At 42.1% G+C, this 24,495-nt stretch carries 19 protein-coding genes and 1 tRNA gene; 14 read left to right on the top strand and 6 right to left on the bottom strand.

The genetic code is table 11. The features are described from left to right. Window positions 1-71 precede the first annotated feature (71 nt). The gene (locus ACFQZS_RS01520) at window positions 72-356 is read left to right on the top strand and encodes a hypothetical protein (protein ID WP_377096627.1); all 285 of its coding nucleotides are present in this window, start codon (window positions 72-74) and stop codon (window positions 354-356) included. A 51-nt stretch (window positions 357-407) separates the two neighbouring features. Next, entirely contained in the window at window positions 408-947 is a 540-nt protein-coding gene (locus ACFQZS_RS01525) for a hypothetical protein (protein WP_377096630.1), read from the top strand. A gap of 64 nt (window positions 948-1,011) precedes the next feature. Here the strand turns inward: ACFQZS_RS01525 and ACFQZS_RS01530 are convergent, their stop codons facing one another. After that, a complete protein-coding gene (locus tag ACFQZS_RS01530) occupies window positions 1,012-2,190 on the bottom strand; it encodes a proline dehydrogenase family protein (protein ID WP_377096633.1) in 1,179 nt (392 codons plus the stop codon). Window positions 2,191-2,314: 124 nt separating this feature from the next. Here ACFQZS_RS01530 and ACFQZS_RS01535 point away from each other — a divergent pair, with 124 nt between their 5' ends. Both ACFQZS_RS01535 and aroB read left to right on the top strand, forming a co-directional pair. Then, window positions 2,315-2,521: an RNA-binding S4 domain-containing protein gene (locus ACFQZS_RS01535; RefSeq protein WP_377096636.1), complete on the top strand. Its 207-nt coding sequence runs from the start codon at window positions 2,315-2,317 to the stop codon at window positions 2,519-2,521. A gap of 4 nt (window positions 2,522-2,525) precedes the next feature. Next, the gene (gene aroB / locus ACFQZS_RS01540; RefSeq protein WP_377096639.1) at window positions 2,526-3,623 is read left to right on the top strand and encodes a 3-dehydroquinate synthase; all 1,098 of its coding nucleotides are present in this window, start codon (window positions 2,526-2,528) and stop codon (window positions 3,621-3,623) included. A gap of 167 nt (window positions 3,624-3,790) precedes the next feature. Here aroB and ACFQZS_RS01545 read toward each other — a convergent pair whose 3' ends face one another. Further along, window positions 3,791-4,747: an SMP-30/gluconolactonase/LRE family protein gene (locus ACFQZS_RS01545; protein WP_377096642.1), complete on the bottom strand. Its 957-nt coding sequence runs from the start codon at window positions 4,745-4,747 to the stop codon at window positions 3,791-3,793. A gap of 109 nt (window positions 4,748-4,856) precedes the next feature. Here ACFQZS_RS01545 and ACFQZS_RS01550 point away from each other — a divergent pair, with 109 nt between their 5' ends. Both ACFQZS_RS01550 and ACFQZS_RS01555 read left to right on the top strand, forming a co-directional pair. Continuing rightward, window positions 4,857-6,059, top strand: coding sequence for a DUF763 domain-containing protein (locus tag ACFQZS_RS01550; RefSeq protein ID WP_377096645.1), 1,203 nt, complete (start codon window positions 4,857-4,859; stop codon window positions 6,057-6,059). A 123-nt stretch (window positions 6,060-6,182) separates the two neighbouring features. Next, a complete protein-coding gene (locus tag ACFQZS_RS01555) occupies window positions 6,183-6,515 on the top strand; it encodes a GIY-YIG nuclease family protein (protein WP_377096648.1) in 333 nt (110 codons plus the stop codon). 117 nt (window positions 6,516-6,632) lie between these two features. On the opposite strand, the gene ACFQZS_RS01560 is transcribed toward ACFQZS_RS01555, so the two are convergent. After that, entirely contained in the window at window positions 6,633-9,215 is a 2,583-nt protein-coding gene (locus tag ACFQZS_RS01560; RefSeq protein ID WP_377096651.1) for a phosphoenolpyruvate carboxylase, read from the bottom strand. Between the two features lie 197 nt (window positions 9,216-9,412). Between ACFQZS_RS01560 and ACFQZS_RS01565 the strand changes: the two genes are divergently transcribed. Continuing rightward, window positions 9,413-11,557, top strand: a complete 2,145-nt coding sequence (locus tag ACFQZS_RS01565; RefSeq protein ID WP_377096654.1) for an FUSC family membrane protein — start codon at window positions 9,413-9,415, stop codon at window positions 11,555-11,557. Window positions 11,558-11,576: 19 nt separating this feature from the next. On the opposite strand, the gene ACFQZS_RS01570 is transcribed toward ACFQZS_RS01565, so the two are convergent. Both ACFQZS_RS01570 and ACFQZS_RS01575 read right to left on the bottom strand, forming a co-directional pair. Continuing rightward, window positions 11,577-11,984: a hypothetical protein gene (locus ACFQZS_RS01570; protein ID WP_377096656.1), complete on the bottom strand. Its 408-nt coding sequence runs from the start codon at window positions 11,982-11,984 to the stop codon at window positions 11,577-11,579. 180 nt (window positions 11,985-12,164) lie between these two features. Further along, window positions 12,165-12,797 carry an HAD family hydrolase gene (locus ACFQZS_RS01575; protein ID WP_377096659.1) on the bottom strand — a complete coding sequence of 211 codons (633 nt, stop codon included), beginning with the start codon at window positions 12,795-12,797 and terminating at the stop codon, window positions 12,165-12,167. A 169-nt stretch (window positions 12,798-12,966) separates the two neighbouring features. On the opposite strand from ACFQZS_RS01575, the gene ACFQZS_RS01580 reads away from it, so the two are divergent. Both ACFQZS_RS01580 and ACFQZS_RS01585 read left to right on the top strand, forming a co-directional pair. Next, a tRNA-Ile gene (locus ACFQZS_RS01580) sits at window positions 12,967-13,043 on the top strand. Window positions 13,044-13,327: 284 nt separating this feature from the next. Then, window positions 13,328-14,155, top strand: a complete 828-nt coding sequence (locus tag ACFQZS_RS01585) for a hypothetical protein (RefSeq protein WP_377096662.1) — start codon at window positions 13,328-13,330, stop codon at window positions 14,153-14,155. Between the two features lie 399 nt (window positions 14,156-14,554). Here the strand turns inward: ACFQZS_RS01585 and ACFQZS_RS01590 are convergent, their stop codons facing one another. Then, the gene (locus ACFQZS_RS01590) at window positions 14,555-15,988 is read right to left on the bottom strand and encodes a carboxylesterase/lipase family protein (protein ID WP_377096664.1); all 1,434 of its coding nucleotides are present in this window, start codon (window positions 15,986-15,988) and stop codon (window positions 14,555-14,557) included. A 390-nt stretch (window positions 15,989-16,378) separates the two neighbouring features. Here ACFQZS_RS01590 and ACFQZS_RS01595 point away from each other — a divergent pair, with 390 nt between their 5' ends. The 5 genes from ACFQZS_RS01595 (at window position 16,379) to ACFQZS_RS01615 (ending at window position 24,333) form a co-directional block, all read left to right on the top strand. Beyond that, window positions 16,379-17,365: a ligand-binding sensor domain-containing protein gene (locus ACFQZS_RS01595; protein ID WP_377096667.1), complete on the top strand. Its 987-nt coding sequence runs from the start codon at window positions 16,379-16,381 to the stop codon at window positions 17,363-17,365. A 270-nt stretch (window positions 17,366-17,635) separates the two neighbouring features. Further along, complete coding sequence (locus ACFQZS_RS01600; RefSeq protein WP_377096669.1) at window positions 17,636-18,865, top strand: Pycsar system effector family protein; 1,230 nt, start codon at window positions 17,636-17,638, stop codon at window positions 18,863-18,865. Between the two features lie 5 nt (window positions 18,866-18,870). After that, the gene (gene ppk1 / locus ACFQZS_RS01605; protein WP_377096671.1) at window positions 18,871-20,901 is read left to right on the top strand and encodes a polyphosphate kinase 1; all 2,031 of its coding nucleotides are present in this window, start codon (window positions 18,871-18,873) and stop codon (window positions 20,899-20,901) included. After that, complete coding sequence (locus tag ACFQZS_RS01610) at window positions 20,898-21,761, top strand: SdiA-regulated domain-containing protein (protein ID WP_377096672.1); 864 nt, start codon at window positions 20,898-20,900, stop codon at window positions 21,759-21,761. The genes ppk1 and ACFQZS_RS01610 overlap by 4 nt, the downstream gene beginning before the upstream one ends. Window positions 21,762-21,765: 4 nt before the next feature. Further along, window positions 21,766-24,333: a BamA/TamA family outer membrane protein gene (locus tag ACFQZS_RS01615; protein ID WP_377096674.1), complete on the top strand. Its 2,568-nt coding sequence runs from the start codon at window positions 21,766-21,768 to the stop codon at window positions 24,331-24,333. The last annotated feature ends 162 nt before the right edge of the window (window positions 24,334-24,495 follow it).

Below are 24,495 nucleotides of genomic sequence, written 5' to 3' on the forward strand. Positions count from 1 at the left end.
AATGTCAAATTGAATTTTCTTTCCATCAATAAAAATCGGATATTGGTTAAACAATAAACCAACAAGCCGCCATGCGTATAACCACAATGCTCATCATCGTCATCACCGTTTTGCTCACAATAGTATTGATGCAAAATACCGACCCGGTTCGGTTCACCATTTTGTTCTCTGATGTGAGGATGTCAAAACTCACGGCTATGGCCGCAACGGCTGTGGTTGGTTTTGTTTTGGGGTATTTAGTTGGTCGCCCTAAAAGAGCCCGGGAGATAGCACCTCAATATCGCGAAGACGATGAAGAAGGCGATGGATTCGATACACTAAGTGAGGAAGACAGAAAGTATATTAGTAACGATTAAGTATGGTTAAAACCTGTTTCATTATACGGCATTTGATACGGTACCGACTTTATGAATAAAAGCGTTTTTGACAAGTGTATTATAACAAAAGAGTTGCATTTTGAAGATCCGTGGCAGCTATTTACACATTTTTCAATTGTTTGGTTTCTGGGCGTTTTTCCTATTGGACTTTTGTCATGGCATATCTTTGATCTTATTAGTGTCGGAAAGACATCATTTAAAGACGGAGAAATTTGGCTGATAATAGTACCTCTTTTATTAATGTGTTTGGCATATCGACTTCAAAAAAATATCCTGAAATTTTACTCGGTACATACAGCATTAGATAGAAAACAGTTAATAAAAGTTATCAGTGATGTATCAAAGAAACTTGAATGGATCACTATGGAATCAAATAAAAATGTTTACGTGGCAAAGACATTTCCAGGTTTTTTTTCCGGGAGCTGGGGGGAGCAAATAACTATTCTGTTTTTTGAAGACAAACTGCTTGTAAATAGTATTTGTGATCCAGATAAAAAGTCTTCAATAGTCTCGTTTGGACGAAACCGGAATAACGTTCAAACTCTACTTAAAGAACTTGAGGGGGGCTGATAAAACCAGTAAGACGGAAGTGAACGAATAGTACTCTACTCTCAATAATTCGATTAGATTAAGACTACACCTTCCTCCTCTTCACTTCCTTCACTATCAAACTCAGTTCACGGCTCATTTGGCCGGATATAGCGGTGTTTTCCTGTGCCCGGCGGAACAAGTAAGGCATAACTGCTTTTATAGGCCCATAGGGCACGTATTTGGCCACATTGTAACCGCCATCGGCCAGGTTAAAGCTCAGGTTATCGCTCATGCCCAATAACTGCGCAAAATAAACGTGCTTATGCATTGGGTCTATCTCTTTCATGCTTAACAGATCTGTTAAATACCGGCAGCTATCTTCGTTATGTGTGCCGGCAATAAAGGCTACGGTTTTGATATTATCCGTGCAATAATCTAAAGCGAAATTGAAATCCTTGTCCGTGCTAAATTTATCAGGTTGTATAGGCGATGGATAGCCCAACTCATCCGCCCGGTTGCGTTCCTTTTCCATATAAGCGCCCCTAACTAATTTGGCGCCTAAAATAAATTGCTCTGCCTTTGCCGTTGCGCCATCCTGTTTTAACGATGTCAGCTTATCAGCTCTGTATAACTGATAGGTGTTGTAAACAATAGCCCGTTCCTTATTAAAGCGCCGCATCATATTGATGGCAAGAAGATCAATAGTGTCCTGTATCCAGCTTTCTTCTGCATCTATCATCACAGGTACACCAAGTTCGTGCGCCTTTTCACAGATGTTAAGTACTCTGTCAGCAACGCCTTGCCATTCTTTGGTCTCCGCATCCGTAAGGGGCATGCGTTCGTCCATTTTTTGTAGCAGGGCAAACCTGCCTACCCCGGTCACTTTAAAAACAGTTATAGGTATTGACGGATCTTTTGCGGCCCGGCGTATAGTACGCAATATCTCATCGCGTGTTTCATCAAAAACTTTTTCGTCATCCTCTCCTTCTATCGAATAATCCAAGATTGTTCCTACCCCGCCTTTTGCCAATGTTTTGATGGTAGTTTCGCATTCGCGGATGCTCTCGCCACCGCAAAACTGTCTGAAAATGGTTTTTTTGATGAGGCCTTGTATCGGTAATCCTATTTTAAGGGCAAACGAGGTTAGCGGCGGACCGATACTTACCAAAAAATTGCTGTTGATTACCTTAAATAGCCAGTAGGCACGTTTTAGGTCGGCATTTGAGGAATGGCGGAATGCCACCTCCGTATTTTCGAACGATAGAGGTTGTTCTTTATGCATGGATAATAAGTATTGCCCTGCATTGCGTAGTAACAATACACGGACTGATCAGTTAATGCCGCTAAATTATAAAATGTATATTAGATAACTCAATATTCTGCGAATAGTTTATTTTTGCTACCTCATGATTGAATTTAAAGTAACCGGCGACTACATCCCTATGATACAATTATTAAAGGCTACCAACCTGGTGCAAACCGGCGGCGAAGCGCAAATTGTTGTAGCGGAGGGCGAAGTAAAATACAATGGCCAGGTTGATTATCGCAAACGGTTAAAAGTAAAGCCGGGCGATACAGTTGAATTCGGGGGAGAGACAATAAAAGTGATATAAAGACATGACTGAGACTTACAACGATAGCCTTATTGCAGATACAATGGAAACTTTACAAAGCAACAATTATAACATTTACTTTAACGATGCTTTGGCCGAAGTTGCACGCTTTATTGAGCAAGGGAAATATTCAAGATTTTTTGTACTTACAGATGAAAATACGGGTAAATACTGCCTGCCTTTACTGCGCGAAAAATTAGGCGATGCTGATTTTGATCTGATTGAAATTAACGCCGGCGAGGAAAGCAAGGATATTGACTTTTGTATAGGCGTTTGGAAAATGCTGATTGACTTTGGTGCAGACCGTAAAAGCTTATTAATAAACTTAGGTGGTGGCGTAGTGAGCGATCTGGGTGGCTTTGCAGCCTCGACATTTAAACGCGGTATTGATTTTGTACACGTACCAACAACTTTGCTTTCGCAGGTTGACGCGTCAGTAGGAGGGAAAACCGGTATTGATATCGACAGCATAAAAAACATTATAGGCACCTTTACCCAGCCGAAGGCGGTTTTTATTGACTATGAGTTTTTAAAAACACTCCCTGCCCGCCAGATATTGTCAGGCACTGCTGAAATGCTTAAACATGGCCTTATCTGCGATGCCGAATACTGGAGCCTGTTGAAAGAAAGTGACCTGAGCCAACCTACCGGAGAAATGGTTTATAAGTCTGTAGCCATCAAGAATAAGGTTGTGTTAGAAGACCCGCACGAAAGGAATATCCGCAAATCATTAAACTTTGGGCATACTATTGGGCACGCGGTTGAAACTTATTCACTAATTAATGACGAAGATTCCCTTTCGCATGGCGAGGCTATTGCTATTGGCATGATATGCGAGGCTTACCTATCCTATAAAAAAACCGGCCTTAGCCTGGATGAACTGAACGAAATTACAGATGTGCTTATGGAACTTTATCCGTTCTATCAGCTTCGCGATGAAATGAACGATGAGTTGTTAGAAATAATGAAGAAGGATAAGAAAAACCTGAGCGGTAATATCAACTGCACATTGCTAAGCAAAATCGGTCAGTTTAACATTGATAATATTTGTACTTCTGATGAATTGATTGAAAGCTTGCAGTATTACGCGAGTTTGAATTGAAAAATTAGTCGTCATGCCGAATTTATTTCGACATCCTACGCGCTAAGCCGAGCGGCCTGTCCGTGGGTTGCTGAAACAAGTTCAGCATGACAGAGGGTTAATAAACAAAAATAGCGATAGGTTTCAAACCCATCGCTATTTTTTGTTGGAAAGATATATAGTAAATCTTATTCTATCCCCTTAACCTTCATCTGCATAGTAAAAACAGATTTTGGCGTAGTGATGAATAAGATATCGCGGTTTTTACCTGCGAAGCATACGTTAGTTACATTTTGCTGCGTAGGAACCGGAATTTGCGCTATGCGTTTGCCATCCTTATTATAAACGGTTACACCGCGACCTGTTAAATAAACATTGCCTTTATTATCTAAAGTCATACCGTCTGATCCCAGATCAGCAAATTGAGTTTTGTTGCTTAATGTACCATCTTTTTCAATGGTGTATTTAAAAGTTTTTCTGCCCCCGTAATCGGCAACGTACAGATATTTTCCATCAGGAGTGCCAACAACGCCGTTAGGTACACGCATATCGGTAATTACCGGTATCGCCTCACTGGTGCCTTTGCGTACCAGATAAACTTTCTGACCGTCTAATTGCATGCCCGGAGCGCCGCGGTGTTTCCAAAAAGAACGTTGGAAATATGGATCAGAAAAATACATATCACCTTTTTCAGTTACAAAAACATCATTAGGGCCATTCATAAATTTGCCGCCAATGTCTTTAACCAATGTGGTGATCTTTTTATCGGGCGATATGCTAATGATCTCGTTCCTTAACTCTGCAGCGGTAATCAGGTTGCCTTTTTTATCAAAGTAAGTACCATTTGCACGGCGCGAACTATCCATCCATACGGTTAACTTGCCGTCAAGACCATACATCCAAATCTTGTCGTTGTTCTGATCTGTAAAGTAAACGTTGCCTTTTTTATCAGGTGACGGACCTTCTGTAAATCCAAACTGGTCTGATACCAAAACCGGCACTGTACCATCAGCAAACAGATCACTGGTCGAATCAGGCAGCATTACCAATCTGGGGTTAACAACCGGCGTAGGGTTTATTTTCATCGCGATTAATGCCCCAAGCGATAAAGCCGAGGCCAAAAATATTTTCTGGGTTAATTTCATGTGTGTATATAAATGGTAGCCAATTATAATTAATAAAACGCTTATTGGCAAAAGTATGATGTTAAAATTTACTAATGGTTTAATATTAAAATTTGCTAATTTTGTTAGCATGAGGCATTCTGGACGAGCAGACCTGCCCTTGCATTACGGTTATGTACCGCAATGGCTGGCAGAACGTATGGCTAAATTGGGTTTAGCGGTTGTAGAGACCATTGTAATGGACTACGGCGCCAACGAGGTTCTACGCCGCCTGAGCGATCCGTTCTGGTTTCAAAGTTTAGGGGCGGTAATGGGTATGGATTGGCACTCATCAGGCATAACTACCTCTGTAATGGGTGCGTTAAAACGGGCCGTAAATCCGCATAGCAGGCAATTGGGTATTTACATATGCGGCGGCAAGGGCAAACATTCTAAACAAACGCCGGATGAGTTACTGAGGATAAGCCAGCAAACGGGCGTTAATGGCGACGAATTGGTGCGCTGCAGTAAGTTAAGCGCCAAGGTAGATAATACTGCCGTACAGGACGGCTTTCAGCTTTATACGCACAATTTTATAGTTAGCAGTACCGGGCAATGGAGCGTTATCCAGCAGGGGATGAATGGCGATTCGCGCATGGCGCGGCGTTATCACTGGCACTCCGAAAAAATAAACTCGTTTGTTGAGGAACCGCATAGCGCCGTTTGCGGACCCAACCTGGGTTATATTTTAAACATGACGGATAAGCAAGCGGCCCCAACACGGGAGGGAATAATGCAAATTGCCGGCGAACATCCCGAAAGGATGATGCATGAGGTTAAAAAACTGGTGATGCCTTCGCATCACGATGTCAGGGCAGAGGACGTGGATTTGAAAAGGTTGGGATCCGTTTTATGGCTGGCGCACGAAAAACAACCTAAGGATTTTGGGGACCTGTTATTATTGCAGGGACTCGGTCCGCGGACCTTGCAATCGCTCACCCTGGTAAGCGAGGTGATACATGGCACGCCATCGCGGTTTAAAGATCCGGCGCGTTTCTCGTTCGCGCATGGGGGTAAGGATGGGCATCCCTTCCCGGTGCCAACCAAGGTTTACGACGAGACAATTGGCGTACTGCAAACGGCTATCCACAAAGCTAAACTGGGTAACAGCGAAAAAAGCGAAGCCATAAAACGGCTTACCCAAATTGCGCAAAAAGCCGAAGGTAGTTTCACCCCTAACGCTGATTTTGATAAAGTGATTGAAGAGGAGCGCAGCAACTCATGGAAATATGGCGGTCGTACTGTTTTTGGTAGGGAGAAACGGCCGGGAGTGGAGCAGTTGAGGTTGTTTTAGAATAAAACGACTGTCATTCTGAACGCAGTGAAGAATCTTATACGCTTTGCTAGCCCGGCGCTCGGAATGTCATTGTTTACAAGATTCTTTACTGCGTTCAGAATGACAACTTATGTTTTTTATATGAGACAGTACAATTTCTATACTTACATCTTAACAACTTCAAGCAAAAAAGTATTATACGTTGGCGTAACAAATAGTCTTGAACGGAGATTGTATGAGCACTATTTTGGAACGGAGAAAAAGGACAATTTTACCACAAAGTATAAATGCTACTACCTGGTTTGGTTTGAGAGATATCAGTATGTAAACCATGCTATCGAAAGGGAGAAAGAAATAAAGGGATGGTTACGTATCAAAAAAGAAAAACTTATTGAAAGTCAAAATCCTGGTTGGCGATTTCTTAATACCGAAATTATGGATTGGCCACCTAAGTCAGACCTTCACAATCAATAAATTGTCATTCTGAACGCAGTGAAGAATCCTATACGCTTTGTAATGCAAGCGCTTGGTATTGCACCATTTACAAGATTCTTCGCTACCGCTCAGAATGACAATGACATTAATATTAACCTACACCAAATTCCTTCCCGCGTTTACAATACCATAAACCGTACGAATGATGAGCTTATGATAAACGGCGTTTAATTCCTCGTCTTTTGAGTGATTTAAGAGCTGCAATGCATAATGCTGCACAATGACCAAAGGCAGTACAATGCGCTCGCGTATGGCTATTGAGCTTTTGTCCACCGGCGAATCCTGCATCAGGGTTTCTGATTCTGTTAATTCAAGCAGTAGCTTTTTGGTAAGTTCAAATTCATCTTTTATCTGTTTCCAAAACACACCAAACTTTTTGTCTTTTTCAAGATAAGCGGTTATCCTGAAATCAGATTTAGACATAGACATAACGCAATTATCTATCATCGTTCTGAAAAATCCGGAAGTTTGGTACAGCGTTTTAACATCTTCCCAATTACCTTCCTTCTGCATTTTTTTCAGCGCCGTGCCTACACCGTAAAAGGCGGGCACATTTTGTTTAAGCTGGCTCCATGATGTAACAAAACTTATTGCGCGCAGATCTTCCAGTTTAAGCGGCGCATCGGCATTACGCTTGGTTGGGCGACTGCTAATGTTAATACGCGACAATAACTTAAGCGGACTGAATTTCTCCAGATATTCAACAAACAGCGGATCAGTGCGCAGGGCCATAAACATTTTATAGCTTTCATCGGCCATGGCAGATATAATATCCTTTTGATGATCTTTTAAAACATCACTATTTTTTGGTTTTAAAGCCGATTGTACACCCGCGTTTATTAATTGCTCGGTATTAAATCGCGCTCTCTCCACAGACCCATATTGCGAACTTATGGTTTGCCCCTGTATGGTTAATTGTATGTGCTCGTTAGCTATTTCGCCCCCCATTGAAGCATAAAAGCGATGTGTTTTGCCGCCACCACGCGCGGGTGGGCCACCTCTGCCGTCAAAAAAGCCGAGTTCTATTTTGTACTTGCGGGCCATGGCGGTTAGTTCAACTTTGGCTTTGTAAATAGACCAATTGGCCATAATATAGCCGCCATCCTTAGTGCTATCTGAAAAACCCAGCATTATGGTTTGGCAGTTACCGCGTCGTTTTAAATGTTCTCGATAGAAGGGGTGGGTATACAACCTTTCCATTACTTCGGCAGCCACTTTAAGGTCGTTCACTGTTTCAAACAAAGGCATAAAATCAACGGTCAACTCTTCAGCTTTCCATCCGCTCCATAAAAACAGGTCTATTAATTGCAGAATATCCGACGCTTGCTGGCAATTACTGATAATAAAACGTTGACAAGCCTTCTGCCCGTTGGCATATTGGATCTTCTTCATCAGCCTGATGGTATTCAACGTATCTTTTATCAAATCATCCGCATCATCCGGGCAAACAAAATACCGCTCGTTAAACGATAAGGTGGATAGCTTTTGCTGCTCGTCCATTTCCATATAACCTTCAGGAAGGCCCGTATCAACATGCTCCGTAACATAACTAACAACATTACGCAGTATGCGGCTGTCTTGTCTTATATCCAGCGTGGCGAAGAAACAGCCAAACAGGCGGATCTTGCGTATCAGATCGTCAACAATTTCAACAAACAGGCTGTAGTGGCTTTCTACCAGGGTTTCACGAATGGAACCTAATAGTTTAAGCATCTCCGCTTGCAGGTCGCGGGCATCTTCTTTGGGCTTGTTAAAAGCGTTCTCATAAAGCAGGCTCTCCAAAGTAGCTATGGTCTTCTCAATGCCACGAAAGGTGATACGGCGTTTCAACAGCCTGAAATCGCGGTAATAACAACGGAATATAATTTGTCTTAACAAGGCAGCTACTTCGCGGGTTGTTTCGGTATTTACGTTGGGGTTACCGTCGCGGTCGCCACCGGGCCAAAAGCCCAGCTCAAGCAGCTGGCTTTTCCGCACCTCATCAATATCAAACTCCTCCTCCAGGGTTGATTGTATGCCCGAAATGGCGTGATAAAAAGTGTTCTCTAAAAACCATACCAGGCTAACGGCCTCGTCAACCGGGGTAGGCGAGGTTTTATTAAAGAAAGGTGTTTTACCCAATTGCTGCAATAAAACATCAATGTTATGAATGTCATTGGTTTTTAACGCTTCTATCAGGTCGTTCATTATACCCAACACCGAGCCCGGATAAAACTGCGTGGGATGCGCCGTAAGCACCATCCTTAACGAGAAATTTTTAAGCTTGTCGCTGATATTATCGCGCTGTTTATCGCTACCTGCAGCCTGTTGCAGTAAAGCCTTCAAGGTGCCCGCGTCGTCGTTTTTCCCTATTTTGCTGAATGATGAATCTTCAATAGCATCAAAAAGCACTACCTGGCGCTCAATATACTGTATAAACCTGAACAGGCGGTTAAGCTGTTCCACATGGTCAATATCCGGAACGTATTTTTTAAAAAAAGACTCGATAATATGTGTAGGCGATTCTTCTTTAGCAGCACCCTTATCGCAATGCGAACTGAAAAAGGGCAGCAATATGCCTATCTCTTTTACCTGGTAAAACGGCAGGGTTTGAAACAGGCTGTTATATAACTCAAAGCGCGTAACTACTTCACTATTAAAGGCTGCCTCCCGCTGGCTGAGTTTTAAGGTTGATGACATACAGGTATGTTTTAAATTCAGAAAAAAATTGGCGAAACACAAACTCACCAAAGTGAGGTGAATTTAAGTTAAATAAGCCGAAAATTGAAGAGTTATTAAAAATAATAAGCAATAAATATCAATATCTACAATAAAATATGACATAGATGTAATTATTGTAAATTTGGATATAAGGCTTTTTTACCGAAATTTACCCAATGCTATCAACCGAAAAAGAGGTAAAAAGTTTCTTCTTCAGTCAATACTTTTCTGATGGGCTGCGTATGTCATTAGGCATACTTATACCCGCCCTTACCCTGTTGCAGTTTGACAGGTTTGAGCAAGGCATAGCGCTATCATTAGGCGCTGTTTGTATTTGCGTTACTGATAGTCCCGGGCCCATTTTGCACAAGCGTAATGCAATGGCCATTGGTAACCTGTGTATGTTTATTGTTGCGCTTATAACGGGTTTCGCGCGTTTTAATATATACACGCTGGGTCTGGAAATTGTGGCGTTCTCTTTCCTGTTCTCTATGTTTACGGTATATGGTAACCGTGCGGCGTCTGTAGGCACAGCAGCGTTATTGGTTATGATATTCATGATCGACAGGGACATTGAGCCTGGCCAGGTGCTTAAATACAGCGGCAATATTTTAGCGGGCGGTATATGGTATATGGTATTTAGCCTCGTGTTTTTTGGTATACGGCCGTATCGCGCGGCACAGCAGGCATTGGGCGAGAATGTTGCGGATATAGTTAGCTTTCTGCGTATAAAGGCTGATTTTTACCTGCACGAAACGGATATTGAGGAAAATTACCGCAAGGTAATATCGCAGCAGATAAAGGTAAGCGAACACCAGGACCTGGTACGCGAACTGTTATTTAAAAGCCGCATTATGGTGCGCGAATCAACCAACGCCAGCCGGATATTGGTATTAACGTTTGTTGACCTGGTTGATATGTTTGACCACATAATGGCCACACATTACGATTACCAGGCTATACGCGAAAAATTTCAGCATACCGGGGTGCTTCCCGTAGTTTCAGATCTGATACAAAAAATGGCCGACGAATTGCAAAAGGTAGGCTATATGGTATTAAGCAATAATCGCCATAAAAACCTGCGCAGCTTTTTGCCCGAATTAGAAGAACTTAAGCAAAAAATTGATGCTATTGGTAATGATAAAGAAACCAGCACGCTTGTATTAAAAAAGATCCTTATCAATCTGCGCGATCTGAATAAGGAGATTGAAAACATCTGGAACTATTATAACTCCAGTTCATCAAAAATATTAATCGAGCAAAAAAACCGGCCTGCTTCAGATCATTCAAAATTTGTAACGCATCAGGATTACGACTGGCGTATATTTTTTGATAACCTCACCCTGCAATCGGGCGCTTTTAAGCACGCTTTAAGGGTATCGCTGGTTTGTTTAATAGGTTTTGTTGCCGCGCGGTCATTACCGTTAGGGCATCACAGCTATTGGATATTGCTTACCATTATTGTTATTCTTAAACCTGGGTTCAGTCTGTCAAAACAGCGTAATTACGCGCGTTTGTTAGGCACCATCGGCGGGGGCGTTATTGGGGTGGTAGTGTTAAAATTTATTCCCAACAGCAATGTGCAGTTTGCCTTAATGGTAGCTTTTATGATAGGCGCGTACAGTTTTATGCGGCTTTACTATGTGGTAAGCGTTATATGTATGACACCCTATGTTCTTATTCTTTTTAAATTTTTGGGGATAGGAGGCTTTGATATTCTGGAAGAACGCGTAATAGATACTGCGGTTGGATCAGGTATAGCCATATTAGCCAGTTACCTTGCCTTCCCCACCTGGGAGTTTGAACAAATAAAGAAAACACTGGCCGCGGCCATTACCGCTAATACGTGGTATTTGGTAAAGGCCACAGAAAGCCTGAGCGGCAAACCCGTATTGCTCACAGATTATAAACTGGCACGAAAAGATGTTTATATAAAATCTGCCAATTTATCTGCCGCGTTTGAGCGGATGACATCCGAGCCAAAAAGCAAGCAACGTAATATTAAGGACGTGCACAAGTTTGTAGTGCTTAACCATATATTATCGTCGTACATAGCCACGGTAGCAGGCGAGGTTACGGTTAAACCCGATTACAAAGCCCGGCCGGAGGCTTTAAAGCTGATAAGAAAAAGTCTGGCGCTTTTAAACGAGGCCATAAAAAAACTGGGTGGCGACAAGGTTGAATTTTACGACGATAAAACTACTTTGCTTGCGGAGGAAAAGCCAGGTACCGTACATGATACCCTGCTAAAAGAACAACTGGAATTCATCAACAAGATAAGCGTTGATATTACTAAAGTTACTGAGGCGGTGCTGAGGTAACGCTTCTTAAGTACAAATATCAATCAATGATCTTAGCCAGATCACGGTACACAAAGGTGGGCGCTCCATTGGTGTTAACAATATCCAGCTGCAGATCTGCTAATTCCGCGCCATGGTAGCCCATGCCTTTGGTGCGCTTAATTCCTTCCAGCTTATTCCAGCTATTGATCAAAACCAGGCTTTTCGCGTATATGCCGCTGCCGCTAATGTCTACTTTCATGTAGTCTTTGCCGCCAATATTGGCCAAGCCCTGAAAGTTAAAAGTGAGGTTTCTAGTGCCCTTATCTAAAAACTCTTTGATCAGCTCTTTTTTATATTGCGTTGATGATGGATCAAGCCTCTCGAAAGTTTTATTTGAGTTTGTAGACGTGCATGATGATGCAAGTAACACGCAGAAAACGCAAGCTAAGGTGAAGGAATTTTTCATGATGATTAGGTTTTTAATTAATGCAATATACGTTTTTCTACATCTCAAGTGTATACAATCAATAGGAATATGCCGCTTAAATGCCTGTTATTTCAAAATTAGTATTATGCTAATGTGTTGTAATGCAGTATTTTAATAGATTGTATACAGGCGTGCAATTGCTGTATACGGCTACACGTGCTACAGCAATCCGTTTACCTTAAAGTACTGTTGTATATTATCCGGAGCAGTCATTAAATAGGTTTGCAGGCCCAGCTTTTTAGCAGTTTCCAGGTGCTGCGGACTATCGTCAATAAACAATGTTTCGGCAGGATCTAAGTTGTTTTCCCGTAAAACCTGCTCAAATATCTCTGCATCCGGCTTGCGTTTTCCCATCAGGTGCGAGTAGTAAACTTTTTCAAACAGATCATCATTGTTCTCCATGCCAAATTCTGTGTTTAAATATTGATGCACATAGTCAAAATGGATTGCATTAATATTGCTTAGCAGAAATGTGCGGTATTTGGGCTTTAATTGCGCCAAAAGCTCATGATTGCCTTCCGGAATACCCAAAAATATAGCGTTCCAGGCGCCGTCTATTTGCTCATCGGTAAGGTCCGGCTTGTTGGTAAGTTCGCGTATCCGGTTTCTAAAACCTTCGGGTGTTATCTGCCCGCGTTCCAATTGGTTAAAAACATCGTCCTGCTGCCGGTGACCGTAAAACTCGTGCGCGTTAGTAATGCCTAATTTTTTCCAGGCTTCGGCAACCTTGTTAAAATCAATATGGAAAATTACGTTGCCGTAATCAAAAATGACGTTTTTTATATTGTTCATATAATTATGTGTAGTCTGCTTAAGCTATTTTTCGCCGCAAAAATATAATTATTTAATTAAGTGGATGTTAGATCAAGAACAGGAATAAATACATTTTTTTAAATAAATACACTTTGTAATATGAAGGTAAAGTCGTAAAATTGCAGCCTGAAATTTAACAGATTTCACTGCGCCTATAGCTCAGTTGGTTAGAGTAGAAGACTCATAATCTTTTGGTCCCTGGTTCGAGCCCAGGTGGGCGCACCAACTACTCCTTAAAAGAAGTACAAAACCCTGTAAACTAATTGATTTACAGGGTTTTTTGTTTAATTCCCTATCAAGCAACTACAAGAAATTCAAGGTTGTGCTTACCAATTGGGATCTGTTTTCGTTTTCAACCTTTTAGGTTTATAAATAGTTTAATTATCTAATAAACAGAATATTACATAAAATAATTAAGAGAAAATTCTGTCAAGGTATCTGCTGCGTCATCAAGAAAAAAGAGAGGAGGTCCTTCAGTCCTGAACATCGTTTAGCTATATTTGTCATTGATGAAAGCCTTAATAGTTACCGTCTTATTTTTCATAGCGCTAAGCTGCGATGCGCAGGTTTACAATTTCACGTCGCACATACAATATAAATCAACCAGATCCGGAGGAAAGAGTTACAGCGTCAATATCAATGAAATTGACACCAGTATGACTAGTACTTTTACGATAGATCTCGATCATAACATCTTTACCAGCAGGGAAAGTTTAAACTGGAGCGAGAAGGTTGAAGATATTTCCAGCGTGAGGCGTGATACGTCAGACCACTTTATTGTTTTAGATATAAAGCTTCCGAAGCGAGGCGACAGCGTTTGGCGCAGGTTTCGGATTGAGCTTGAAGACAATAGTAAAGTGGTGTCGATCGAGAGATTGGAACGCTACACTGGTTCGCGGTTTGCACTTGACACATTCTGTAAAGCCTATACAAATGATGCCATACACTTGTCGTTCTACCAGAAAACGGGTCATGTTAAAACGCAGGCTTCAGATACGAGGGAAGTTTTGAGCAGTGAGAAAGATGTGACGTACTTGTACAACAAACCGTTTGAAAATGCGGACCATTCGTTTGAAGTTCGCGATGGAAAAGTTAACTGGAGCGAAGGTGCCGGCCTCGAAAAGAAAGTTTACAGCGCAGTTTTAACCGGGGGCAAGATCATTAAGAACGAACAGGAGACGGGCGTTATGTTCATCTGGAAGGAGGACGGATTAACGCATGTTTTGGAAGGCACCGATAGTAAGAGTCCAGTTGACAAGGTAACAAAGGTGACTAAGCTGGTAAAGCTATCTAAATACAAGGGTAGGAAATTGGTGTCTGTGTCATTCATGTACTAATGCCGCTAATTCTTTGCGCTCGGGCATTTAAGTTTGATTATTTCAGAATTACCAATACAGGGCTAAAGTAAGGATATATTTAGTTTATTTAAGCCGGTTAAAAATTCTTTGACCGGCTTTTTATATGCTGATGTATATCAGCGGTACAAAAATCGCTCATAAGGCCTTAGATATTCAATACCTGGGCTGATTGAGTGTCCGCCCGTGCTAATATGAAAGAATGTTCGATTCTATCCACAGCTCTTGGGGTAAATGCTTGAATATATTAAATCAACAATACGGGCGATGTAATTGTCGATTTTAATAAATAGAAATGCCGCATTCAATTATAAATGCGGCATTTCTATTAAGAGACTAAGTCTTAAAAGAGACTGTTTCTACCGTGTTAGCGGCATATTTTTATCTTCTGTTTAGGCCGTTGCCCTTATACTGTGGAGTCGCAGTCATGCTAAATACTGCCTTGTCCTTATCTGCATCCAACAACAAAAATTGCGGGTTTTGAGCGGTATAAGGTTTCCAGGTACTTCCCAGTTTACCATTAGGGTTGCCTGACTTAGCAAAATTGGTCCAGAAGTCAACCATTTTCTTACTTAATTCTTCGTCGCCGGCTGTAGACGGGCGCCAGCTGTGGCGTAGCGAGTGGAAAATGTACCATAGGTCGGCAGAGTGGAAAGCGCCACTTGCATCGCCCGGAAGCTGACGCTGAAACATATAAGCATATGTTGGCTTTGTGCTCTGGCCTGCACGCAATGCAGCGAAATCGTTGATTGGCTTGGTCATGTCACTTAGGTCATTAGATGTAAAACCAATCATATATGGGATATCTGGTATCTCTCTGGCCATTGCAGCTTCTGAAAAAGTTTTCTTTAAGAAGTAGTTGTCGATAACAGGGCTCCAAGCCAAACGCATTTTGGTAGCTTCAGTGTATTTTTGAGACATTTGAAGCAGTTCGTCGAAAGATAGGGATCTCATTTCGGCTAGCGTTTTCTTATCGAAGTGATCCATCATTTTTTTGTTTTGTAATTGCGCAGTGTCTAAAGAAACTCCTGGCCTGCTATTTGTATTAAGTCCGCCACCGCTCATGCTAATGGCTTTACTTATCATGCTTTTAGAGACAGGAGAAGCACATAAAGATTGTACGCTACCGGCACCGGCGCTCTGTCCGAAAATGGTGATATTTTTAGGATCACCACCAAATTTTTCAATGTTTTTGTACACCCATTTCACGGCTGCTGCCTGATCCATCAAGCCATAATTGCCGGATACTTTGTTCGGGCTTTCAGCCGACAAAAGCGGGTGAGAGAAAAAGCCCATCACTCCAAGACGGTAAGTAACAGATACCAGAATTACGCCGCGAGAAGCCCAATCTTCACCTCCGTCCATTTCAGGTTCGAAAGCAAATCCTTCGCGGTAGCCGCCACCGTGAATCCACACAGCAACCGGAAGTTTTTTAGTTTTTTCGCCAGCTGCTGGTGTCCATACATTCAGATAAAGGCAATCTTCTTTAAACGGAACACTGCCGCTGGCACGCCATTCTTTACCATAAAAACTGTTCGGATCCCAGGTAACCTGCATAGCTGCTGCTCCGTATTTGTCAGCTGTTTTTACGCCTTTCCAGGGCAATACAGGCTGAGGTTCTCTCCAACGCAGGTTGCCTACAGGCGGGGCTGCAAATGGAATTCCTTTGTAGGCAATAATTCCTTTAGTGGGGGTCGGAACTCCTTTAATTTGTCCTCCCTCAACGGTAAGTACCGGATTGGTGTCTTTTCCACTCCAGGAGGCAAAAGACACTGCAAGAGCCAGGAATAGAAACGGGATAAATAATTTCTTCATACGAGTAATTGGTTTTTTGGGTGGTTAGTTAAAAGTGATTTGATTTATAAGCGATAAAATGCAATTTAATCAGAAAAACTGATTAAGCAAATTGTTTTAAGGGCTATTAACCCACCAACTGTTAGCGAAAGTCTGGTGAATCAATCGACAACAACACTGGGTATATAGCCCAGGTGGGCGCACAAGCCTCAGAGAAATTCTGAGGCTTTTCTTTTTTTGCCTCACAACACTGCTACAGTCCCAAATAGCAGTTCCGGGCTGTCGTACATGTTATTTACGATTTATTTACAGAGTTTACATTTTTATTTACAATTCAGGTTTTTCAGGCTGAAGGATATCACAGTAGATTTGCCGGATCAATTTTCGTAACCTATATTAAATTTAATAATTATGAAATACCTACACTTATATACTTTGTTCTTTATGTCTGTTTTTCACACTGCCTGGGGACAAAACCGAACGGACATATCAAAAAAAAATGCCAACCCGCTAACTATCAAGTCCGAAACCAAAGTTCCACTCACCTCTAACGTTTGGGACATCAAGCAAGATAGAAATGGAAATATTTGGTTTGCAACAAGCGGTGGTGTTTTTAGATACGATGGAAAATCGTTTACCAAAATCACAGCTGAACTAATTTCAAAACCCTTCTTTTCGGTTTTAGAAGATAGCAAAGGAAATTTCTGGTTCGGGACGTATGGCTCAGGCGCCTATTATTACAATGGCACAGCCTTTCAGCACTTTACAACTAAAGAGGGACTTGCCAATAATTCGGTTATGCCTATTTATGAAGATAAAGCCGGCATTATCTGGATGGGTACCGGAGGCGGAGTAAGCCGTTATGATGGTAAATCGTTTCGAAATTTTACCGATGCAGATGGACTGACCAATAATGATGTCCATGCTATCGTTCAAGACAAAACAGGCAAAATGTGGTTTGGAACACGGGGGGATATCTCTATTTATGATGGAAAAAAAATTACCACACTTAGCGATAAAAACAGCAAAACTTTCAGGAACGTATGGTCTATGTTGAAAGACAAAAAAGGTAATATCTGGTTCGGTGCCGATGGCCTTTGGCGGTATGATGGCCGTGCCTTCACCCAAATTGATCAGACGGGTGCCGGTGTTATAATCCAGGATAAAAAGGGAGACGTTTTGACCAGTATAGGCGGCCCCATTTTACGTTATGATGAACGGTCGTTATCTGATAAAAAGCCACATGTAACAGTAATAAAGACAAAATATGAAGGCCGTAGAAATTTGCCTTTCGGGTTGTTATGGGCTAATGATGGATGTATTTGGATTGGATCTGACCGTTATAGTTATGATGGAAAGACCCTCAGGGACTTTAAAAGTATAGAGCGTAAAAAATAATGTAAACTTGCTTTCAATTGGCAACGGCGTCCAATTGATAGAGTATAGTAATCAGGATTATTCGGTGAGAGAAACGCACAGGTGGGTGCACAGAAAATCCTTACAACATAAGTTGTGAGGATTTTCTGTTTTAGGCAGAATGTTTTTTCGGCTTAAGTTTTAACCCCCATACCCTTGGTGAATGCAATAACATAATTGGAATATTATTTAATTTTCGGCAAATAGTTGTTAAAACACATTAAATTTGGATGTAGTCCTTACACAACACTCATGGAATTTGATCAACCGCTGGAAAACGTTAAGCAATATGTGCTGAGTTATTTTGCCAGGCATCATGATAAGGATCTGGTTTATCATGATCTTCAGCATACTAAAGATGTTGTAGCCAATGCAACACGTATTGCCAATCATTATCAATTAAACGACAGGGATTTTTTTGTGGTAGCCGCCGCTGCCTGGCTGCATGACATTGGCTATTTTATAGATAAAATGAACCATGAGGAAGCAGGTGCGTCTGCCGCGGGTGATTTATTAAAGCAGTACAACGTAGAACCTACGCTTATTGAGAAAGTGCAAGGCTGTATCCGGGCAACCAAACTGCCGCAAAAACCACAGGGCCTGTTGCAGGAAATAGTATGCGATGCGGATCTTTTTCATTTAGGTACCGACAAGTTCAGCGATCGGAATAAACTGTTGCGAAAGGAAATAGGCCTTATCAAGCATATTGATCTGGATAAAAAGCAGTGGCGGCAAAAGAATATAGAGATGTTGCGGTCGCACCAATATTTTACAGATTATGTCAGGCTATTGCTGAATGGTCAGTATCAAAAAAATCTGGATAAATTACTAAGCAAGCAAGCAGAAGATACCGGCGAGCCGGTTGCAACGTATACACCGCCCGTGGTAGTTAAAACTGAACCTGTGGCAAATGAAAAGAAGGCCAAGTCAGACAGGCCGGACCGTGGTATTGAAACCATGTTCAGGATAACATCAGGCAATAACCAACGCCTTAGCGATATGGCCGATAATAAGGCTCATATTCTGATCACGGTAAACTCTATCATTTTATCAGCCATCATCAGTTTGGTTTTACGCAAGCTGGAAGAGAACAGCTTTTTAACCATCCCCACCTTTATATTGCTCACCATCAGTTTGCTTTCAATGACGTTTTCTATACTGGCAACCCGTCCGGCTATACCGAAAGGCGTTTTTACCCCTGATGATATTGAGAAGAAAACAGTGAACCTGCTGTTTTTTGGTAACTTTTATAAAATGCACCTGGAGGAATACACCGACGGAATGCTTAAAGTGATGGCTGATAAAGATTTTTTATACGGCACGCTTATTCGCGATGTGTATTCGCAAGGCGTTGTACTGGGGCGTAAATACCGTTTATTGCGCACTGCTTATAACGTTTTTATGTTTGGGCTTATCGTATCTGTGCTGGCCTTTATCATCGCATCTGTTATCAATAATCATTTGGATGTGAAGCATCATTAATAGCTATGGCTAAATATTCTTTCTTTGACCGTGACCTGAGCTGGCTTAGTTTTAATGAACGTGTTTTGCAGGAAGCCGCCCATGAAGATGTGCCTTTGATGGAACGAGTTAATTTCCTGGCCATATTTTCTTCCAATTTAGACGAGTTTTACCGCGTACGCATGCCTGTTTTATTGGCGATGGATAAACTGGGTAAGCTGAATGATACCGTGTCTGAAAATCCGCTATTAACAGCGCAGCAGCACATTATGCGCATGCAAAATGAATTTGGCGGGATATTTACCCAACGCATTATTCCCTTGCTGAAAGAAAACAATATTCATTTATTGTTTAATGAACCGTTACCATCTGCCATTGCCGAAAATGTGAACGATTACTTTTTAAGCCAGGTAATGGCTTTTTTAAATCCGGTTGAGCTGTCGGTAAAAAGTAAATTCTTCCCACAAAATAACGAATTGTATTTTTTGATCGACCTGTTAGAAAACGGTAGCGAAAAAACTATTGTACTTAACATTCCATCAGCCGGGTTACCCCGGTTTTTTAAAGCCGATGCCGGCGGGATATCCTATATCCTGTTTTTGGATGACATCATCAGGTATAACCTTTACAGGCTGTTTAAAGAAGCGACTGTGAAAGGATGTTACTCGTTTAAAATTACCCGAGACGCGGAGCTTGACCTGAAAGATGAATACGCCGGCGATATGGCAGATCAAATAGAGACCCAGCTCTCTAAACGTGATCTGGGTATAGCTACGCGGTTTTTGCATCAGCCGGGTGTGCCATTGTCTACGTTGAGTTTGGTTTGTGATAGTTGGGGCATACCCGCCACCAGCACCATACAGGGTGGGCTGTATCATAATTTAAAAGATCTTTTTGGTTTTCCTGTTAAGCGCCCGGACCTGCAGTATGCCAAATGGCCGGTAGCACATAACCCTGTTAGTACAGACGTGCCGGTATTTGAACAAATAGACAGCCAGGATATATTGGTAAATACACCCTACCAATCCTACAGCACCATTTTACGCTTTTTTAATGAGGCCGCGCTTGATACCGACGTTGAGGAAATAAACGTTACCCTTTACCGCGTGGCCCGCGATTCGCGCATTGCTAATGCCCTTATTAACGCCGCTTTAGCCGGGAAAAAGGTAACCGTTTTGGTTGAGTTGAAGGCCCGTTTTGACGAAGCCAACAACATTAAATGGGCTAAGAAAATGAAGGCGGCAGGCGTAGACATAATTTACAGCATAACAGCCTTAAAAATACACGCTAAGGTTGCATTGGTAAAAAGACGGGTGGCGCATCGCGTTAAATATTACGGCTTGCTGGCTACCGGCAATTTTAACGAGAATACAGCCGCTTTTTATACAGATCATATTTTAATTACAGCTAACGGCGATTTATTAAGAGAGATAGAATTGTTGTTCGTCTTTTTGGCCCGACGAGAAAAACCATCGTCGCCGGATGCCATAAGGTTTGATAATTTATTGGTTGCCGGCTTTAATTTGCAGCAGCGTTTTATGGATATGATAGACCGCGAGATAGCTAACGCGAATAAAGGCTTGCCTGCATCCATCCAAATTAAACTAAACAACCTGGAGGAGCGAAAGCTGATAAGTAAGCTTTATGATGCTTCAAACGCGGGTGTTAAAATTTCGCTTATTGTGCGGAGCATTTGCTGTTTAATTCCGGGTGTAAAAGGCATGAGCGAGAATATAACCGTAAAGCGCATTGTTGACCGCTATTTGGAGCACGGCCGTGTATTTATATTTCATAATAACGGCCAACCCGAGGTTTATATGGGATCGGCAGATTGGATGAACCGCAATATCTACCGCCGCATTGAAGTGTGTTTCCCGGTATATGATGAACAAATAAAGGCAGAAATAACCGCTATAATAAACCTGCAATTACAGGATAACGTACAAGCGGTAATGCTGAATGAGAAATTAGAAAATGTGACTATACAAAGAGTTGAGCCTGCCATACAATCCCAATATGCTATACATCAACTTTTGGATAAAATGGTAACAGTATGATGAAGATTCGCATATTACTTTGGTTAGTTTTTGCATGGTTTATAGCTATGTCGGTATTGTCATGTAACGGGCAGCAGCGTTATAGCAGTCCGCAGGGCTATGATTTAAACAACCCTGTTAAATACTTTATGCCGGATGCTTTAAATGAAATATCGGGTATCGCATTTCATAACGGCAAAGCAGACTCTATTTACGCAGAGCAGGATGAAGACGGACACGTCTACTATATGAAGTTGGGAGATAAAAAGGCGGCTCACTCAAAATTTGAAGCGCACGGAGACTATGAGGATATAGCTATAATGGGTAATGAGGTTTTTGTGCTACGCAGCGATGGGCAGATATTTACTTTTCCCTTTAAACAAGTTCGGAGCGGCAATATAAAAAATCCGTTTGTGTTAGGTAGAATGCTCCCGAAAGGTGAATATGAAAGTATGTATGCCGAGGAAAAGACCAAAAGGTTATATGTACTATGTAAAACATGTAAAGACAACGATAATAAGAATTTTGTAACAGGACATTTTTACACGATAGTTGATGGTATGCCAGAGGATAAAATAGGCCTTTTCAGCATTAACGTAAATGACATCAAGGCGAAGTCTGGAAAAAATAAAATGAGCTTTCATCCCTCTGCTTTGGCTAAAAACCTACGCACTAATGAGTGGTATATCCTGTCGTCTGTAAACAAATTATTAGTAGTTACAGACGCTAATTGGAAAGTTAAAGCAGCATATTCGCTTCCGTCATCATTGTTTTTACAGCCGGAGGGTATAGCTTTTGACAATCAGAATAACCTGTACATATCTAACGAGGGTGATAAGATGACTAAGGCAACAGTGTTAAAATTTAACTTTAAAAAATAGGCAAATGGTTTTTAACCAATATCGAATAGGCATTTTGACCTTTTTCCTGGCGATACTAACGGCACAAACTTTTGCGCAGGGCGACAGTGTGACTATAGCTATTGAGCCCGCTTATGATAAAGTAGGCGGGGCGCACCGTTTGTTTTTTGGTGAGGGTTATCGTAAACTATGGGCTACGCCGGTAAAAATGCGGGTGTTTCATCTGGCTAAAGAGAAAGGCGGACTAAAAATATTGCAGCGCGGTGGTGGCTACCAAACCAAATCATTACGATTGGAAGATGCCACGGGGCAGGAGTGGGTGATACGCACCATTCAAAAATACCCTGAACGTGTTTTGCCTGCAACGCTAAGAAAAACCATAGCCGCTTCTATTATTCAGGATCAAATTGCGGCAGAGCATCCTTTTTCGGCTTTGATAGTGCCGCCGTTGGCTAAAGCATTGAGCATTCCGCATGCCAGTCCTGAGGTTGTTTTTGTGCCGGATGATCCTGCTTTTGGCGAGCAACGCGCCGATTTTGCCAACCAGGTGTTTTTATTTGAAGAGCGTGAGCCGCTGGATGCTAAAAAAACAGATAACACCGCCAAAACACAGGACAGGCTGAAAGAGGACAATGATAATACGATAGACCAAAAAACCGTGCTGCGTGCCCGCCTGCTTGATATGCTGCTGGGCGATTGGGACCGGCACGAAGACCAATGGCGCTGGGAACGGACAAAAGGCGCTAACGGCACTGTTTATGAACCTGTACCACGCGATCGCGACCAGGTTTTTTACAACACATCGGGCGTGTTGCCCTGGCTGGTATCGCGCCACTTGCTAATGTCAAAGTTTCAGAGTTATGAGGATCACATTCGTTCCATTAATCGTTGGAATTTTAATGCGCGGTCTTTTGATCGGTATTTTTTAAATGGCTTAAATCAGCAGGATTGGGAGGCGGAGATTGCTAATGTTCAGAAGGCTTTAACCAATGATCTGATAAGCCGATCGGTTAAATTGATGCCTGCTGATATTTACAAACAAGGCGGGGCGGAACTGGCTAGCAAAATGATAGCCCGCCGGGATTTTCTGAAAAAGCAAGCTTTAAAATATTACCGCTTTTTATCATCAACGGTAGAAATTCGTTTATCTGATAAAAACGAGCTTTTCGACATCACCAACCAGGCTGATGGCAAGGTAAGCGTTGTCATCAATAAAATTAAAAAGGATGGCAGTAAAGACCAGGTTATCTATCAGCGCGTGTTCGACCCAAAAATAACCGATGAGATCCGCCTTTACGGCATGGATGGGGAGGACATTTTTAAAGTTCATGGCAACAATAATTCGCCGATAAAGATCAGAATGATTGGCGGCGGCGGTGAGGATACTTATAACGTTGATAACACATTGCCGGGCAAAAGCAACCGGTTGGTTTATGACAGGGCCGATAAGAAAAACAACATTGCTGATAGCGGATTGAAGCTGCGTTTAGGTACCGACAGCACGGTTAACAGCTTTGATAAGTTTGGCTTTAAGTACGACTTTTTTCAACCGCTGATACTAGGTAGCTTTAATAAAGACTACGGCTTACAGGTTATAGGCAACTTTGTTTGGCAAAAGCACGGCTTCCGTAAAGAGCCTTATGCTTACCGTCAAAGCCTGTTGGTGAATTACGGGTTTACCTATAATTCGCTATTGTTAAGCTATAATGGCATTTTTAAAAATGCCATTGGTAAAAGCGATCTCGTGATAAGCGCGCTGAACAAGGGCCCTAATTACACCAGCAACTTTTTCGGGGTAGGCAACAACACCGTGTTTGAAAATACTGGCGACAGGCGCTTGCGTTATTATCAGAACGTTTATAATTACAGCGAAGCTGATATCCGCGTAAAACACACTTACGATAGCAAATGGAACATAAGCGGTGGCTTAGTGGCACAATATTATAACGGCGACGCTGACGATAATACCGACCGCTTTTTAAAAGCGTATGACCTTGAGCACCCCAACGAAAAAGTGTTTGCCACCCAAGCCAACGTTGGTTTAGTTGCCGGTTTTGGTGTAGATACCCGCAACGTAGGGGCTATTCCGCATAAAGGTGTTTATTGGAATACTAATTTATTAACGGTAAAATCGCTTAACTCCAGCTCGCATACTTTCGGGCAGATTCAAACAGAGTTTAGTTTTTATGTTGATCCTTTAAAGGATTCTGTCCTGGTATTGGCGGTTCGCACAGGTGGTGGTACTTCTTTTGGTAATCCATCCTATTATCAGCAGTTAAAATTAGGCGGCAACCAAAACCTGAGGGGTTATTACATTGGCAGATTCACCGGCAAAAGCATGGTATATAACAATATTGAACTGCGTTTAAAAGTATTGGATTTTGCATCATACCTATTACCGGGAACGCTGGGCCTGGTAGGCTTTAACGACGTTGGCCGTGTCTGGTCGCCCGGCGAAACATCATCGCAATGGCACTTGGGCTATGGCGGTGGTATTTACTTTTTACCGGCGCAATTGTTATTGATACAGGGTGTGGTGGGCTTTTCTAAGGAAGGTGCTTATCCGTATATACAGGCCGGGTTTAGGTTTTAGGATAGCAACTCCGCATTGTCATTTCGAAAGAGCAGCGGTTGGACGATGTGCGGACGCGAAAGAGAAATCCTTTCGAATAATGCCCGCAACTATCGCTTTGAAATGGTTTCTCTTTCGCGTCTCTCGCGCGCTCTTTCGACAGGCTCAGGATGACAAACCCGC

Source organism: Mucilaginibacter calamicampi, from assembly GCF_042676765.1.
Classification (GTDB): domain Bacteria; phylum Bacteroidota; class Bacteroidia; order Sphingobacteriales; family Sphingobacteriaceae; genus Mucilaginibacter; species Mucilaginibacter calamicampi.